We start from the raw sequence: 14,935 nt of genomic DNA, 5'->3' as shown, positions 1-14,935 counted from the left end.
ATGCCGCAAAACCTTTTTGTTGCCTGCAGGACTGCAGCGGGGCTTGTTGCCAAACGCGTCCGGCTCGACCAAGCGGTGCAGCAGCAGGTCGAGGGTATCTTCAATCAGCAGGAAGCCGATTTCCGCGACGGTATCACATCGGAGGTAGCGTTCGACGGCAGTTGGACGCCTGACGAGGACGAATTCCTCACCATCGACACTCCGCAGGAAGCCGCGATTTTCGTGAGCGCCATCAACGCAAATCCAGTCAGCATTCCCGATATCAATACGGCGAACATCGCATCTGAGGGCATCAAGGCGATATTCACGGGCGTTTCCGCAAATGGTGCCACAAAAGTCCTAGTCCAGCGGTTCTCTCCCCAGCAGCTTCTAAGTCGCCGCTTCTCCCTCTTGCAGGATGGCAACGCTTTCCGCCGTCTCTCGGACCCGGCATTCTCTCTGGACACGGGACTTACCTGCGTCATCGAAGGCGGCAAGGTCAAATTCCGCAGCTTTCATAAGCTGCGCGCAATCATAAACCTGATCGATGTCTATCGCGCCGCCACGGATCAGGAGGTGCAAGATTTTGCTGCGCATGCACATTTCGAGGTCACGAATGCTGCCAGCTTTCTGGCCGCCGCCGATCAGACTATTCGAAAACTTGTCCACGCCATTGGTCGCAGCGGCACCCTCGGCACCTACACCGTTCCGCAGATCGAAACCGCCTGCGGTGCGGTCGGCGTGGCCGTGACGGTCAACAACGGCAGGCTGGTCATGCCAGATGATCGTGCCGACATTAAGAAGTTGCTGCGGTTCCTCGATGACGGACTCTATGAAGCGCCACTGACCGGTCAGCGTTACATTACGAATTCCAAGAGACCGGCATGACGGCATATTCATCACAAACCGTGCACCGGGAGCGAGTACTCCAAAATCACCTGATCGAACGACTGGTTGCGGGCGAAGGCTATGAACAGCGCTTCGCTACCACTGATTTTGATCGATCGCTTGCAATGGATCGCGCCCTTGTCGTGCGCTTTATCCAGCACAGCCAGCCGGAGGCATGGGATAAGCTCGTCCAGCACTATGCAGCCTCGGCAGAGGATACTCTTTTCACACAGCTGGCTAAGGCGCTGAAGGATCGCGGCTTGCTGGACGTGCTGCGCAAGGGGATTAAGATCGTTCCCGGCATTCATTTCAGCATTTGCTATTTCAGGCCCGCCAGCGGCCTCGAACCGAAGCGGCTGGAGGAATACCACGCCAATATCTTTAGCGTGATGGACGAAGTCGAATACAGCCAGAAGCACGGCGGTCGGCTGGACGTGGTGCTGTTTCTGAACGGCCTGCCCGTTGCCACTCTGGAAACCAAGAACCTCTTGACGGGATCGACTTTCCGGCACGCCGAGAGGCAGTATCGGCAGGATCGTTCGCCAGCCGGTGAACCGCTGCTGACGTTTAAGCGGGGTGCACTGGTTCACTTTGCCGTCGATGAAGACAATGTCTCCATGACGACGCACCTCCAGAACGGAAAAACCCGTTTCCTTCCGTTCAACCGGGGACGCGATGGCGGAGCCGGAAACCCGGATGTTGATGACGAATTCCGGGTGGCTTACCTCTATCGTTCGGGAGAGTGGGGTGATGCTATTTTCTCCCGCTCCGTCCTGCTCGATGTGATCGGGCAGTTCATGCATCTTGAGGCGGCCGGCAAATCGGAAGCCATGATCTTCCCCCGGTTCCAGCAGCTTGATGCTGTGCGCAGGCTGATAGGGCATGCCAAGGCGAACGGCCCCGGCAGCAACTATCTGATCCAGCATTCGGCCGGATCGGGAAAGTCCAACACAATCGGCTGGCTCGCTCATCATGCTATCAACCTGCACGATGCCGCCGATAAGCAGGTTTTCAATACCGCGATCATTGTGACTGACCGCGTCGTTCTCGATCGGCAGCTACAAGGCACCGTATCACAATTCGAGCAGACCAGCGGCGTTGTGAAAAAGATCGACGGTACGTCCCGACAGCTGAAGGATGCTATTGCCAAGGGTGCGCGGATCATCGTTACGACCATCCAGAAATTCTCGACAGACCACCTTCGTGAAATCTCAGGACAGGGCAATCGCAGCTTTGCCGTCATCGTTGATGAGGCCCATTCGAGTCAGTCTGGAAAATCGGCGCAGGCCATGACGGACGCGCTCACCCGAGAGGCGTCCTCAAGCGAGGACATCGAGGATTTGATTGCCGAGTATCAGCGGGCGCGCGGTCCACAGGCCAATATCAGCTTCTTTGCGTTTACGGCTACGCCCCGCAACGTCACGCTGGAGCGTTTTGGCATTAAAGGGACGGACGGGTTGCCGCACCCGTTTCACCTCTACTCGATGCGCCAAGCCATCGAAGAAGGCTTTATTCTGGACGTACTCCAGAATTACATGACCTACAAAGCCTATTACCAACTCGAAAAAACCATCGAAGACGATCCTCAGCTCAGCGGGCGGAGGGGACAGCGCAAGGTCGCACGCTATGCGACGCTCCACGCGACAGCCATCGGTCAGAAGGTCGAGATTATCGTAGAACACTTTCGGCGGCACATCATGGGTGAGCTGAATGGACAGGCCAAGGCGATGATCGTCACGCAAAGCCGCGAACACGCGCTGCGTTACTATTTCGGCGTACGCAATTATATGGAGACCGAAGGCTATGCCGACCTGAAAGCGCTTGTCGCCTTCTCCGGCGATCTTGAGCTGGACGGTGAGACCTATACGGAAGCCGACGTGAACGGTTTTTCCGAAACCGAGTTGCCGGGCCGTTTCGATGGATTCAAGCCTGATGGCTCGCCGTACTCTGAGACGTATCGTATTCTCATTGTCGCAGAGAAATATCAGACTGGCTTCGACCAGCCGAAGCTCTGCGCGATGTATGTTGATCGGAAGCTGGCGAGCCTTCAGGCCGTCCAGACGCTGTCCCGTTTGAATCGCACAAGACCCGGTAAAGAACGAACTTTTATCCTCGACTTTCAAAACACCATCGAAGACATCCAGAATGCGTTTCGACCATACTATGAGGACACGACCGTTGAGGCCATGTCCGACCCTAATCAGGTCTATGATCTTGAAGGACGCTTGTACAAATTCGGCTACCTCGACAGAGACGAAATTGAACGTTTTGCGCAGGTTTATTTCAAAGGGCCATTGGGCGGCGGTGACCGCGCCCGTCTTGAGGGGCTAGTTCGCCACGCCGTAGCCCGGTTCGAGGCCGATGACGATGAAGGTCGGCAGGAAGAATTCCGCCAGCTCCTGAAAAGCTACAATCGCTTCTATAGCTTCATCGCACAGGTGATCCGACTTGAAGATACTGGCCTCGAAAAGCTCGCGAGCTATGGCGCTTGGCTGTCACGTCTGCTGCCAAACCGTGAGGTGCCGCCGGAAATTGAACTGACCGAAGACATGCTCCGTCTTCAGGCGTTCAAAGTGGATCAGAAAGAGCAGGGCAGCGCCTCGCTTTCCCCCGGTGATACTCAAGCGTTGAAAGCAATCAGCGAATTCGGCGCGAAGGAATACACGGAAGATGAGCGCAAAGAGCTGTCCGAGATCGTACGGGCATTTAATGATCGTCACGGCACGGAGTTTTCAGAAGCGGACATGATCCGCTTCGAGCAAGTAAATCGTGAAATTCTCGATGAAGACCTGACCGAGATGCTCCGAAACAACCCCCCGGATGTCGTTTACACGGCATTCGCCCAAGCTTTCTTTCAGGGGGCGATCCGCATGTTTCAGCGCGACAACGAGATGCGCAATATCGTGCTGACGGACGCCCAAGCTCGGGAGAAGGCGACTCGCCACTTCTTTAACCGTGCCCTGCGTGAAGCGCGGGAGAATGCCCGATGAGCCGACAGCAACGATATCCCGGCGCTTTGGCGCCGGGTCAGCAGAAATGCATAATGAAAACGTATCGACCGGAAACCCATTGTAATATCATTGGTTTAGATCAGTTGTCCAACTCTGAGTTATAGGGCTATGGAGTAAACGTAGTTGTCATCTTCACCCGGCGCGGCGCGCCATTTCTTCTTCCCCCGCCGTTCGCCGCAGCCGCTTTCGGGGCTATCGTCCCGGCGCACGCGCCGATAAAGCAGCGGCATGGGCGACTACCGCATCATTGATGTCCAGCTCGACGACCGCACCATCCTGTGGCGCAGCGCCGATATCGAGCAGGAGCGCCGGGTCGCCATCTTCGATCTCCTCGAAGGCAACAGCTTCCGGCTCGTGACGCCGCGCGGCGGCGACCACGAGGGGCCGTACCGGATCCGCCTGCGCGTCGAGGACGGGCGGCTCGCCATCGACATCTCCGGCAGCGACGGCGCGCATATCGAGACGATCGTGCTGGCGCTGTCGCCGTTCCGCCGCGTGATCCGCGAGTATTTCGCGATCTGCGAAAGCTATTACCAGGCGATCCGGCAATCGACGGCGGGCCAGATCGAAACCGTCGACATGGCACGGCGCGGCATCCACAACGCCGCCGCCGAAACGCTGATCGAGCGCTTCGGCGGCAAGATCGAAGTGGATTTCGACACGGCGCGGCGGCTATTCACGCTGATCTGCGTGCTGCACATCCGCGGCTGACGCATTTTCGAAGAAGGGCGGGCCTTCATGGCGGTGATGTCCGACAAGTGGATTCGCGCGCAGGCGCAGGCGAGCGGCATGATCGAGCCGTTCGTGGACGGCCAGCGCCGCGAGGGCACGATCAGCTACGGGCTTTCCTCCTACGGCTACGACGCGCGCGTCGCCGACGAGTTCAAGATCTTCACCAACGTCGATTCGGCGATCGTCGACCCGAAGAACTTCGCGTCGAACAGCTTCGTCGACCGCAAGACCGACGTGTGCATCATCCCGCCCAATTCCTTCGCGCTCGCCCGCACGGTCGAGTATTTCCGCGTGCCGCGCGACGTGCTCGTCATCTGCCTCGGCAAGTCCACCTACGCGCGCTGCGGCATCATCGTGAACGTGACGCCGCTGGAGCCGGGCTGGGAAGGCCACGTGACGCTGGAATTCTCGAACACGACGCCGCTGCCCGCGCGCATCTATGCGAACGAGGGCGCCTGCCAGTTCCTGTTCCTGCAGGGCAACGAGCCGTGCGAGACGAGCTATGCCGACCGCGCGGGCAAGTACATGGGCCAGCGCGGCGTGACGCTGCCGCGGCTTTGAGGCGGTGAGCAACGAACAGGCGCGCCGCGGCCTCGCGGCGGGGGTCGGCGCTTTCCTGATCTGGGGGCTAATGCCCCTCTATCTGCGCCTGTTCGACGGGATTTCGGCGGGCGACGTGCTGGCGCACCGCGTGCTCTGGTCGTTCGTGCTGCTGGCGGTCGCCGCCGCGGCGATCCGGGGCTGGCCGCGGCTGCGCGCGGCGCTCGGGAGGCCGCGCCTGCTGGCGATGCTCGCGGCGAGCGGGCTCCTGATCGCGACCAACTGGCTGATCTACACGTGGGCGGTGCTGAACGGGCGCACGCTCGACACCAGCCTCGGCTATTTCATGCAGCCGCTGCTCAACGTCGCGCTCGGCGTGCTGCTGCTGAAGGAGGCGTTTCCGCCGGCGAAGCGCATTGCGGTCGCGCTCGCAGTGATCGGCGTCGCCATCGTCACCGTCGCGCACGGCGCGCTTCCCTGGGTTTCGGTCGGCCTCGCCCTTTCGTTCGGCTTCTACGGCTTCATCCGGAAATACACCGCCGTCGATCCCGTGACCGCGCTCATCGTGGAGACGGGCTTCGTCGCGCCGCTGGCGGCCGGCTGGCTGGCGCTGGCGCCGGGCGGGCTGTTCCGGCATGACCTCATCACCGACGCGGCGCTGGTCGGCGCCGGCCTCGTCAGCATCATTCCACTCGGCCTGTTCGGTTTCGCCGCGCGGCGGCTGTCGCTCTCGACGCTCGGCATGTTGCAGTACATCGGGCCGTCGATGGTGTTCCTCGTCGCCGTCTTCGTGTTCGGCGAACCGCTCGACATCTGGCGGCTCGCCGCCTTCGCCTGCATCTGGGCCGGGCTCGTCGTCTTCTCCATCGGCGGTTTACGCGCCGCCGCAATTCCCGCTAGACGATAAGCGCATGGACAAGATCATCATTCGCGGCGGCAGGCCGCTTTCCGGGCGCATCGCCATCTCGGGCGCGAAGAACGCGGCGCTGACGCTGATGCCCGCGGCGATCCTCACCGAAGAGCCGCTGACGCTGCGCAACCTGCCGCGCCTCGCCGACGTCGACACCTTCGGCCACCTGCTGAACCAGCACGGCGTCTCGACGCTGATCGAGGGCCACCGACGCGGCGAGTTCGGGCGCGTGATGACCATCAAGGCGGCGCGGCTCACCTCGACGCTCGCGCCCTACGACATCGTGCGCAAGATGCGCGCCTCGGTGCTCGTCTTGGGGCCGCTGCTGGCGCGCGCGGGCGAGGCCACCGTGTCGCTGCCCGGCGGCTGCGCGATCGGCAACCGGCCGGTCGACCTGCACCTGAAGGCGATGGAGGCGCTCGGCGCCGAGATCGAGGTGACGTCGGGCTACGTGAAGGCGACGACGGCGAAGGGCCTCGTCGGCGGACGCATCGCCTTCCCGATCGTCTCGGTGGGCGCGACCGAGAACGCGCTGATGGCCGCCGTGCTCGCGAACGGCGAGACGGTGATCGAGAACGCGGCGCGCGAGCCGGAGATCGTCGACCTCGCCAACTGCCTGAACGCGATGGGCGCGAAGATCGAGGGCCACGGCACGCCCACGATCCGCGTGCAGGGCCGCACCAGCCTGCACGGCGCCACCTACGCGGTGATGCCGGACCGGATCGAGGCGGGCAGCTACGCCTGCGCGGTCGGCACGGCGGGCGGCGAGGTGGAGCTCGTTGGCGCCGATCTCGCCACGCTCGGCGTCGTCGCGGACCGGCTGCGCGACGCGGGGCTGGAGGTGGAGGCCACCGAGGCGGGCGTGCGCGTGAAACACACCGGCCGCATCCGCGCCATCGACATCGAGACGCAGCCGTTTCCCGGCTTCCCCACCGACATGCAGGCGCAGTTCATGGCGATGCTGGCGCTTGCTGAAGGCACCAGCCATCTCACCGAGACGATCTTCGAGAACCGCTACATGCACGTGCCGGAACTCGCGCGCATGGGCGCGGACATCCGCGTTTCCGGCCGCACCGCCGAGGTGCACGGCGTCGCGAAGCTGACCGGCGCGCAGGTGATGGCCACCGACCTTCGCGCCTCGATGAGCCTCGTGCTCGCGGGCCTCGCCGCGGAGGGCGAGACGGTGGTGAACCGCGTCTATCACCTCGATCGCGGCTACGAGCATCTCGAGGAGAAGCTCTCCGGCGCGGGCGCCGACATCGCGCGGGTTCCCAGTGACTGAGCGGCTGCGGCTCCTCGCCGCGGACGAGGCGGACCTCGAAACGCTCTCCGCGCTGATGCAGGACGCCGCCGTGAAGGCCGGGGACGTCGCCTACGACGTAAAGGCGCGGCGGCTCGTTCTCATCGCCAACCGCTACCGCTGGGAGACGCGGCAGCCTTCCCGCGCGCGCTGCGCGCTGCGCCTCGATTCGCTGACCGGACTCAGGCGGCGGGGCTGGCCGTCGCCGGACACGGTGCTCGACCTGCTCGCGCTGCGCTGGGCGGACGGCGGCATCGAGCTCGATTTCGCGGGCGGCGCCGCGCTGCGCGCCGAGGCCGAGTGCATCGACGTCGAGCTGCACGATCTCAGCGGCCCGTGGGGCACGCGGCGCACGCCGCGCCACACGCTCTAGACTCGTTCCGGTTCGATCTGAATCGGAATGAGTTTCCTGTTTATTTTTCGTGATTTCCGAGTCGGCAGGTGAGTCCACCTGCCTCGAAATCACTCTAGGAGCGTTCCTTCAGCAGCTTCTCGCGCCCGGCGAACAGCAAACGGTCCTCTTCCCGGAAGCCGCGATACCAGAGCACGATGCCGTAGGTGGCGAGGATGGCCGGAAGCCCGAGCACGAGTTCCCAGTACGCGGGCAGGTAGCGCTGCACGAGGATGCCCACGGCGAAGGCCGCGCCCGCCGCGAGCAGCATCGGCCAGCGCCAGCCGGAGACGGGCTCGCCGAGCGTGGCGCGCAGCAGCCGCGATTTCACGACCGTCGCGAACAGCGCCGAGGCGAGCAGCGCGGCGGCGGGCGCGACGCCGTTCACCGCCGCGTTCGGGGACTCCGCCGGGAACAGCACACGGAACAGCGGAATGAAGGCGAGCGTGAGGCCGACCTGCACGCCGAGCGTCGCGACCGACAGCATCAGGTTGCGGTGCCGCGCCGTGTAGACGAGGCAGGTCTCCGCGACCGCGCCCGTCACGTAGGCGATCTCGGCGAGCAGCAGCAGGTTGAGGATCATGGTGCCGCTGCCGAAGCCTTCGCCGACGAGATCGAGCACGGCCTCCCCGGTCATGCCGAGCGACAGCGCGATGCCGATCTGCGCGGCGAGGATCCAGAAGCCGACCTGCCGGAGGTGCCCGGCGATGACGGCGTTGTTGGCCTGCTTCAGCCCGTTCGTGATGACCGGCGCAAGGATCGGGTCGAACGTCACCTTCAGCTTCTGCGGCAGCGTCACCACCTGCTGCGCGACATAATAGATGCCGAGCACCGTGGGCGTGGCGAACTGGCCGAGGATCAGCAGGTCGATGCGGCGCGACGCCCATTCGATGGCGTCGGCGCCCGCGATCGGCAGGTTCTCCCGCATCATGCGGAACAGACGGACGGGATGCGGACGCCAGCCGTGCGGCAGGCCGAACAGGCGCACGCACGGCACGATCGACGCGACGAACGCCGCGCCGAGCGACACGGCGTAGGCGATGATCATCGCGTCCGGCTTCCATTCCGGGATGAAGGCGAGCGCCGCGGCGAAGATCGTCAGCACCCACGGCTCGACGATCGAGCGCGCGGTCACGGTCGCGCCGACGCGGTGCCGGTAGGCGAGCGCGGCAAGCGCGACGTCCGAGCCGACGATGAAGATCGCCGTGAGCGGGAAGATGCGGTCGAGCCCCGAGATCTTGCTGTTCGGGAAGACGATCTGCGGCACCGCGACCATGATGAGCGCGCCCAAGAGCGACAGCATCCACGCCAGCACCAGCCCGTCGCCGATGACGTGGCTTTCCGGCCGGTCGCCCTTGCTCAGCTCCCTGGCGAGGCCGCGCTTGAGGCCGATGGTGGCGAGCGCCGCCATCAGCTCGACGATCATCGTCGCGTAGGCGAAGCGGCCGAGCGCCTCGGCGCCGTAGAGCTGTCCGGCGATGAACAGGAAGGGGAGACGCGCCAGCAGCCGCAGCACGAAGCCGAAGAAATTCGTGCGCCCGCCCTTGGCGAGCGCCGCGGTATCCGCGCCGCGCGTCCCGTCTTCCGTCTTTTCGGTCAAACCCGGCGCACCGGGCGGTTCGTCCTCATGGCACCGCTTTAGAGGATCGCGCGCCAAAGTGTGAGCGGATTTGCGGAGGCGCTCGCCTCGGCCCGGAATGGCCTCAGCCCAGGATCGCCTCGGCGCGTTCGATGTCCATCAGCGCGGCGGCCCGGCTCGCGTGGAAGCCCGCGAACGCGACCTGCTTCATCAGCGGGCCTTCCGAAAGCAGCAGCGCGTCGCCGTAGACGTCGAGCTGTCCGGCCGCCTGCTCGGCGCGGCGCAGCAGCGGCTGCACGATGACCGCCGCGGCAAGGCTGGTCTCGCCGTGCTCGGTGCGCGCGAACAGCCGTTCGAGCGCCAGCTTCACCGCGCGGCGTTCGGCGTTCGCCTCGACGATCATCTTTTCGTCCTCGGTGAGCACGGGGCCAGCGGGGACGGCGGTGGAGACAGGGGCGGGCGCTGCGGCGGCCAGTTCGACGTGCGGCCGTTCGACCTGCGCGAGGAGGTTGAGCGGCGGCCCCTTCGCGTCGGCGAAGACATCGGCGGGCGGCAGATTGGCGCCCGCCGACAAGTCCGCCGGATCGGTTTCCATCAGATCGGAGAGTTCGGCATCAATATCGAAGGCGGGCGCGGCCGAGCGTGCCGCGTCGTCCCGAAGCTCGCCCGCCACGCGCTCGGCGACGAACGGCTGCATCGCGAAGAAGGTCAGCATGAACACCGCCGCCGCCGCCGTGAGCAGCGCGGCCAGAAGCCAGCGTTCCTGCCGCGCGAATGTCGCGGCGCCCGGAACGGATGGCACGGTGATGACTTCCGGTTTCATGAGCGACCGGCAATCTAGTCGATAATGGAGACATCATGGTGAATTATTTCATTGTCGAACAGATTAATTCATTTTTTACTTATGGTTCTTGCATGTTCGAAATGAACATGTTCCGCACATGAAGTAATTAACCATGTATTAACTATTGCCGCGCGGCCCCGGCGCGGGCGCGTGCTTCAGGCTGGCGAAAGGTCGGCGCGGGCAATCTCTTCGTCGAACGAGCCTTGTTGCCGCCGCGATTGGCGCATACACGGCGCACACGGGGACGGTAACGGATACGCACGCCTTGGGCCGATTTCTGAAATCAGCGCTGAAAATCTCGCTCGCCTTCGGAACCCTCCTGCTCGTCATCCTGGTGGTGGCGGTCGGCATCCAGATGTCGTCGCTGCCTTCGTTCGACGACATGATGCGCTCGCCGAACGGCCAGTCGATCCGCGTGCTTTCGGCGGACGGGGCGGTGCTCGTGTCGGTGGGCCCGTCCTACGGCCAGTGGCTGACCTACGACGAGATTCCCGAAGTGATGGCGGATGCGATGATGGCGGTGGAGGACCGCCGCTTCCGCTGGCATCCGGGCATCGACCCGCTCGGCATCGCGCGCGCCGTCTTCGTGAGCGTGAAGACCGGCGAGCGGCTGAAGGCGACCTCCACGATCACGCAGCAGCTCGCGCGCAACATCTTCCTCAACAACAACCGCACGTGGACGCGAAAGGCGAAGGAAGGCCTGCTCGCGCTCGCCATCGAGCGCAAGTTCAGCAAGGAGCAGATCCTCGAGCTGTACCTGAACCGCGTCTATTTCGGCGGCGGCGCCTACGGCATCGACGCGGCGAGCCGCCGCTTCTACGGCCACAGCGCGAAAACGCTGAGCCTGCCCGAAGCCGCGATCATCGCGGGTCTCGTCAAGGCGCCGTCGCGCTACGCGCCCTCGTCCGATCCCGAGCGGGCGCGCCAGCGCGCCGCGGTCGTGCTGTCGGTGATCCACGAAACGAAGCCGCTGCCCGACCTCGCCGCCGCGCAGGCGGAGCTGAAGGAGATCACGTTCGCGCCGCAGGCCCGGCAGAACAACGTGCGCTATTTCACGGACTGGGTGATGTCGCAGCTCGACATCCTCACCGACGAGACGGTCGAGCCGCTCGTCGTGCGCACGACGCTGCTGTCCTCGATGCAGAAGGCGGCGGAGGACGCCGTCCGCACCGAGACGCCTGCAGACACGCAGGGCGCGCTCGTCGCGCTGTCACACGACGGCGCGGTGCGTGCGATGGTGGGCGGCAAGGACTATGTCGAATCGCTCTACAACCGCGCGACGGTCGCGGAGCGGCAGCCGGGATCGGCGTTCAAGCTGTTCGTCTATCTCGCCGCCATCGAAAGCGGCGTGCTTCCCGACGACATCGTCGTCGACGAGCCCGTGCGGATCGACGGCTGGAGCCCGCGCAACGCGAACGGGCGTTTTACAGGCGAGATAACGGTGCGGCAGGCGTTCGCGCTCTCCGTCAACACGGTCGCGGTCCAGCTCGGCGCGCGCGTCGGCTTCGACGCCGTCGCCGACATGGCGCGGCGCTTCGGCATCACGACGCCGGTCAGCCGCCAGCCCGCGACGGCGCTCGGCGCCTCGACGGTCCGCCTCATCGACATGACCTCCGCCTACGCGGCCGTGGCGCGCGGCGGCATCGAGGTGAGGCCCTATGCGGTGACGTCGATCGAGACCGCGCGCGGCCGCAAGCTCTACGAGCGCGAGGCGGAGAACCCGCGCGTGCTCGTGGCGCCGTGGGTCGCCGCCAACATGACCAACCTCTTGCAGGCGGCGGTCGAGACCGGCACCGGGCGTCAGGCGCAGATCGGGCGACCTCTGGCGGGCAAGACCGGCACGACCAGCTCCAACAAGGACGGCTATTTCGTCGGCTTCACCGGCGATCTCACCGCGGGCGTGTGGATGGGCCGCGACGACAACAAGCGCGTCGGCGGGCTCCAGGGCGGCACGGCCCCGGCGCGCGCCTTCGCGGCGTTCATGCGCGTCGCGACCAAGGGAATGCCGGTCGTCGAGCTGAACAGCAACATCCAGATCGACGACACGCTGAGCGAGCCCGACGCGGAGGTCTACGGCCTCGACGGCACGATCGCGGGCTATCCGGACGAATATTACCGCGGCGGGCCCGACTATCAGGGCGCGATCGAGGTGCCGGTGGACGGCGACGGCAATCCGCTGCCGCGCGTGCGCCGGCAGGCGCTCGACAATGCGTGGCTGGAAGAGGCCGCGCCGCCCGTGGAACCGTCAGCGACGCCCGATCCAATGTAGCGCGGCGCCGTGCGCGGCGAGCCAGCGCGTCGCCTTGCGCGCGGTGGCGCCCGACAGGCGGCTGCACAGCGCATGGAACTCCGGCCCGTGGTTGTGGTGGACGATGTGCGCCACCTCGTGCGCGGCGACGGCGTGGCGCACGAACTCCGGCGCCATCACCAGCCGCCAGCTGAAGGCGAGCGCGCCGCGGCTGCTGCAACTGCCCCAGCGGCCGGTGGTGTCGCCGAGCCGGATCGGCGGCGGCGGACGCCCGATGGCGGCGGCAAGCGCGGCGCAATCCTCGGCGAGCAGGCGCAGCGCCTCGCGCCGCAGCCAGGTCTCGACCCGGCGCGGGATCATCTCCGCCGGTCCGCCGACGTAGAGCACGCCGTCCTCCAGCCGCGCCGTGCGCGGTAGGTCGGCCCGCCATTCGATCCTGAGCGCAGTGTCGCCGTAAGGAATGCAGGCGCCGGGTTCGAACGGCTGCGGCGACGGCCATTTCCGCGTGCACGCCGCGATCCACGGCCTCTGGCTTTCGAGGAACGCGGCGGCGCGGCGGTGCGAGACGCCGTGCGGCAGGGTGAGGCCGATGCAGCCGAGCGCGGCGTCGGCGCGAAGCGTCATGCGCCGGGCGCGCGGGCTGACGCGGACCCGAAGCGGCACGGTGCGGCCGTCGACCTCGACCACGTCGGGCAGCGCCGGCTGCCGCGACAGGGTGCGCCGCAGGAACGCGAGGCTCATAGCGCACGGTCCAGCATGTGATGTTCGAGGGGACCCGCCTCGTCCTCCGAAACCGTCCATCCGCTCACCGACTCGCCGGCGCGCTTCACGCTTTCCGGGTCTCCGGTGATGAGCGGGTGCCAGTCGGGCAGCGGCTCGCCGAGGTCCAGCAGGCGGTAGGCGCAGGTGGAGGGAAGCCAGTCGATGCTGCGCACCTTCGCGGGGGTCAGCCGCACGCAGTCCGGGATGTGCGCGCGGCGGTTGCGATAGTCGGAGCAGCGGCCGGTGCGCCGGTCGAGCAGGCGGCAGGCGACGTTGGTGGCGACGAGCTCGCCGGTCTCCTCGTCCTCCAGCTTGTGCAGGCAGCACTTGCCGCAGCCGTCGCAGAGCGCTTCCCACTCCGTGCGCGACATGTCCTCGAGCCGCTTCGTTTCCCAGAAGGGCGGCGTCAGCGCACCCATTTCGCAAGGCCCGCGGCGATCGCCGCCGCATCGTCGCCGCGCTCGAAATACAGCATCGGTTTCCCGTCCGGGTCCATCAGGTAGATGAACGCGCTGTGATCCATCAGGTAGTTCTCCGCGTCCGTGCCCTCGCCCTTCGCGGCATAGACGCGGTAGGCGCGCTTCGCCGTGTCGACCTCGGCCTCGGTCCCGGTGAGGCCGACGAGGCGCGGGTGGAACGCCGCCACGAAGTCCTTGAGCACGGCGGGCGTGTCGCGCGCCGGATCGACGGTGACGAACACCGGCTGCACGCGCGCCGCGGCGGCGGGGTTCGCGGCCTCGAAGCGTTGCAGGCCCTGCGCCATGCGCTGCACGTCCACCGGGCACACGTCCGGGCAGAAGCTGTAGCCGAAATAGACGAGGCGGTAGCGGCCCTTCAGGCTGTCGTTGGTGACGCGGCCCCCGTCCTGGTCGGTGAGCGCGAAGTCGCCGCCGATCGGCGCGCCCGCCAGCGGCGGCGCTTCCACGCCCTGCGCCGCGGGCTTCGGCGCGGCGAGCCAGATGAAGGCCGCCACGAGCGCGACGGCGGCCGCGAGCAGCAGCGCGATGCGAAGGAAGGGAAGGCGACGCGGTTGTTTCATATTCAGCCTGTCCGGCCTATAGACCAGCTTTGCTCCCGGGGACAAATCGGATCCGCACCACTATGGCCAGCCTGCGTAACCTTGCCGCCTTCCTCACGATGTTCGCCGCGCTGTCGCTCGCCGCGCCGGCCGCCGCGCAATTCTCGGACCGCTACAACTTCTTCAAGGCGGTGAAGGACGGCGACGTGCTGAAGGTGAAATCGCTGATCGACCAGCCGGGATCGACGCTGATCGACATGCGCGAGAGCGAATCCGGCGAGATGGCGCTGCACATCGTGACGCGGCGCCGCGACGTGCCGTGGATGAACTTCCTGATCGCCAACGGCGCCAGCGTGAACGTGCGCGACAAGGACGGCAACACGCCGCTGCACGTCGCCGCGCAGCTCGGCTTCATCGACGGCATCCAGACGCTCGTGCGCCGCAAGGCCGACGTGAACGCCGCGAACAGCCGGGGCGAGAACCCGCTGATCGTCGCTGTGCAGCAGAGGAACGCCATGGTGGTGCGCGAGCTGCTGAATGCGGGCGCGAACCCCGATCTCGCCGACCATGTCGCGGGCATGTCAGCGCGCGAATACGCCGAGCGCGACCGCCGCGCCACCGCGATCGTGCGCATGTTCAAGGACAACGACGACAAGGCGAAGGCGGACGAGAGCAAGGCCGACGAGGCGAAGCCGGTCACCGTCCTGCCGCTTCCGAACCCCGGAAACTGACG

14 protein-coding genes are annotated in these 14,935 nt (G+C 65.6%); 9 read left to right on the top strand and 5 right to left on the bottom strand.

The window, feature by feature from the left end:
* The 7 genes from PE061_RS06140 to PE061_RS06110 all read left to right on the top strand — a co-directional run bounded on the left by PE061_RS06140 (nt 1) and on the right by PE061_RS06110 (nt 7,733).
* Nucleotides 1-867, top strand: coding sequence for a DUF4868 domain-containing protein (locus PE061_RS06140; RefSeq protein WP_183795813.1), 867 nt, complete (start codon nt 1-3; stop codon nt 865-867).
* Nucleotides 864-3,857, top strand: coding sequence for a type I restriction endonuclease subunit R (locus PE061_RS06135; RefSeq protein WP_183795816.1), 2,994 nt, complete (start codon nt 864-866; stop codon nt 3,855-3,857). Before PE061_RS06140 ends, PE061_RS06135 begins: the two co-directional genes overlap by 4 nt.
* A gap of 249 nt (nt 3,858-4,106) precedes the next feature.
* Nucleotides 4,107-4,589, top strand: a complete 483-nt coding sequence (locus tag PE061_RS06130) for a UPF0262 family protein (protein ID WP_271258269.1) — start codon at nt 4,107-4,109, stop codon at nt 4,587-4,589.
* A 27-nt stretch (nt 4,590-4,616) separates the two neighbouring features.
* Nucleotides 4,617-5,171 carry a dCTP deaminase gene (dcd, locus tag PE061_RS06125; protein WP_271258268.1) on the top strand — a complete coding sequence of 185 codons (555 nt, stop codon included), beginning with the start codon at nt 4,617-4,619 and terminating at the stop codon, nt 5,169-5,171.
* Nucleotides 5,172-5,175: 4 nt separating this feature from the next.
* Nucleotides 5,176-6,057, top strand: coding sequence for an EamA family transporter RarD (rarD, locus tag PE061_RS06120; protein WP_271258267.1), 882 nt, complete (start codon nt 5,176-5,178; stop codon nt 6,055-6,057).
* Nucleotides 6,058-6,061: 4 nt separating this feature from the next.
* Nucleotides 6,062-7,342, top strand: coding sequence for a UDP-N-acetylglucosamine 1-carboxyvinyltransferase (gene murA / locus PE061_RS06115; protein WP_271258266.1), 1,281 nt, complete (start codon nt 6,062-6,064; stop codon nt 7,340-7,342).
* Nucleotides 7,335-7,733: a DUF2948 family protein gene (locus PE061_RS06110; protein WP_271258265.1), complete on the top strand. Its 399-nt coding sequence runs from the start codon at nt 7,335-7,337 to the stop codon at nt 7,731-7,733. Before murA ends, PE061_RS06110 begins: the two co-directional genes overlap by 8 nt.
* Before the next feature lie 94 nt (nt 7,734-7,827).
* Here PE061_RS06110 and PE061_RS06105 read toward each other — a convergent pair whose 3' ends face one another.
* Entirely contained in the window at nt 7,828-9,351 is a 1,524-nt protein-coding gene (locus PE061_RS06105; RefSeq protein WP_271258264.1) for a lipopolysaccharide biosynthesis protein, read from the bottom strand.
* A 103-nt stretch (nt 9,352-9,454) separates the two neighbouring features.
* Nucleotides 9,455-10,153, bottom strand: a complete 699-nt coding sequence (locus tag PE061_RS06100; RefSeq protein WP_271258263.1) for a hypothetical protein — start codon at nt 10,151-10,153, stop codon at nt 9,455-9,457.
* 376 nt (nt 10,154-10,529) lie between these two features.
* Between PE061_RS06100 and PE061_RS06095 the strand changes: the two genes are divergently transcribed.
* Nucleotides 10,530-12,443 carry a transglycosylase domain-containing protein gene (locus tag PE061_RS06095; protein WP_271259135.1) on the top strand — a complete coding sequence of 638 codons (1,914 nt, stop codon included), beginning with the start codon at nt 10,530-10,532 and terminating at the stop codon, nt 12,441-12,443.
* Here PE061_RS06095 and PE061_RS06090 read toward each other — a convergent pair.
* Genes PE061_RS06090 through PE061_RS06080 form a run of 3 tightly spaced genes read right to left on the bottom strand, consistent with a single transcriptional unit; the run spans nt 12,420 to nt 14,223 of the window.
* A complete protein-coding gene (locus PE061_RS06090) occupies nt 12,420-13,163 on the bottom strand; it encodes a M48 family metallopeptidase (protein ID WP_271258262.1) in 744 nt (247 codons plus the stop codon). The genes PE061_RS06095 and PE061_RS06090 overlap by 24 nt on opposite strands.
* Nucleotides 13,160-13,603: a YcgN family cysteine cluster protein gene (locus PE061_RS06085; RefSeq protein WP_271258261.1), complete on the bottom strand. Its 444-nt coding sequence runs from the start codon at nt 13,601-13,603 to the stop codon at nt 13,160-13,162. Before PE061_RS06085 ends, PE061_RS06090 begins: the two co-directional genes overlap by 4 nt.
* Complete coding sequence (locus PE061_RS06080; RefSeq protein WP_271258260.1) at nt 13,591-14,223, bottom strand: SCO family protein; 633 nt, start codon at nt 14,221-14,223, stop codon at nt 13,591-13,593. Before PE061_RS06080 ends, PE061_RS06085 begins: the two co-directional genes overlap by 13 nt.
* Before the next feature lie 62 nt (nt 14,224-14,285).
* Here PE061_RS06080 and PE061_RS06075 point away from each other — a divergent pair, with 62 nt between their 5' ends.
* On the top strand, nt 14,286-14,933 hold the full coding sequence (locus PE061_RS06075) for an ankyrin repeat domain-containing protein (RefSeq protein ID WP_271258259.1): 648 nt from the start codon (nt 14,286-14,288) through the stop codon (nt 14,931-14,933).
* Nucleotides 14,934-14,935 lie beyond the last annotated feature (2 nt).

Origin of the sequence: Sphingosinicella microcystinivorans (assembly GCF_027941835.1) — a bacterium.
Lineage (GTDB): Bacteria > Pseudomonadota > Alphaproteobacteria > Sphingomonadales > Sphingomonadaceae > Sphingosinicella.
The sequence above is the reverse complement of the archived record's forward strand: the minus strand, read 5'-3'. Positions and strand labels throughout refer to the sequence as shown.

Coding starts and splice junctions, on each gene's coding strand:
- dcd (WP_271258268.1), top strand. CDS start 4,617: ATGGCGGTGATGTCCGACAAGTGGATTCGCGCGCAGGCGCAGGCGAGC.
- PE061_RS06100 (WP_271258263.1), bottom strand. CDS start 10,153: ATGAAACCGGAAGTCATCACCGTGCCATCCGTTCCGGGCGCCGCGACA.
- PE061_RS06130 (WP_271258269.1), top strand. CDS start 4,107: ATGGGCGACTACCGCATCATTGATGTCCAGCTCGACGACCGCACCATC.
- PE061_RS06080 (WP_271258260.1), bottom strand. CDS start 14,223: ATGAAACAACCGCGTCGCCTTCCCTTCCTTCGCATCGCGCTGCTGCTC.
- PE061_RS06135 (WP_183795816.1), top strand. CDS start 864: ATGACGGCATATTCATCACAAACCGTGCACCGGGAGCGAGTACTCCAA.
- murA (WP_271258266.1), top strand. CDS start 6,062: ATGGACAAGATCATCATTCGCGGCGGCAGGCCGCTTTCCGGGCGCATC.
- PE061_RS06085 (WP_271258261.1), bottom strand. CDS start 13,603: ATGGGTGCGCTGACGCCGCCCTTCTGGGAAACGAAGCGGCTCGAGGAC.
- PE061_RS06075 (WP_271258259.1), top strand. CDS start 14,286: ATGGCCAGCCTGCGTAACCTTGCCGCCTTCCTCACGATGTTCGCCGCG.
- PE061_RS06095 (WP_271259135.1), top strand. CDS start 10,530: ATGTCGTCGCTGCCTTCGTTCGACGACATGATGCGCTCGCCGAACGGC.
- PE061_RS06090 (WP_271258262.1), bottom strand. CDS start 13,163: ATGAGCCTCGCGTTCCTGCGGCGCACCCTGTCGCGGCAGCCGGCGCTG.
- PE061_RS06140 (WP_183795813.1), top strand. CDS start 1: ATGCCGCAAAACCTTTTTGTTGCCTGCAGGACTGCAGCGGGGCTTGTT.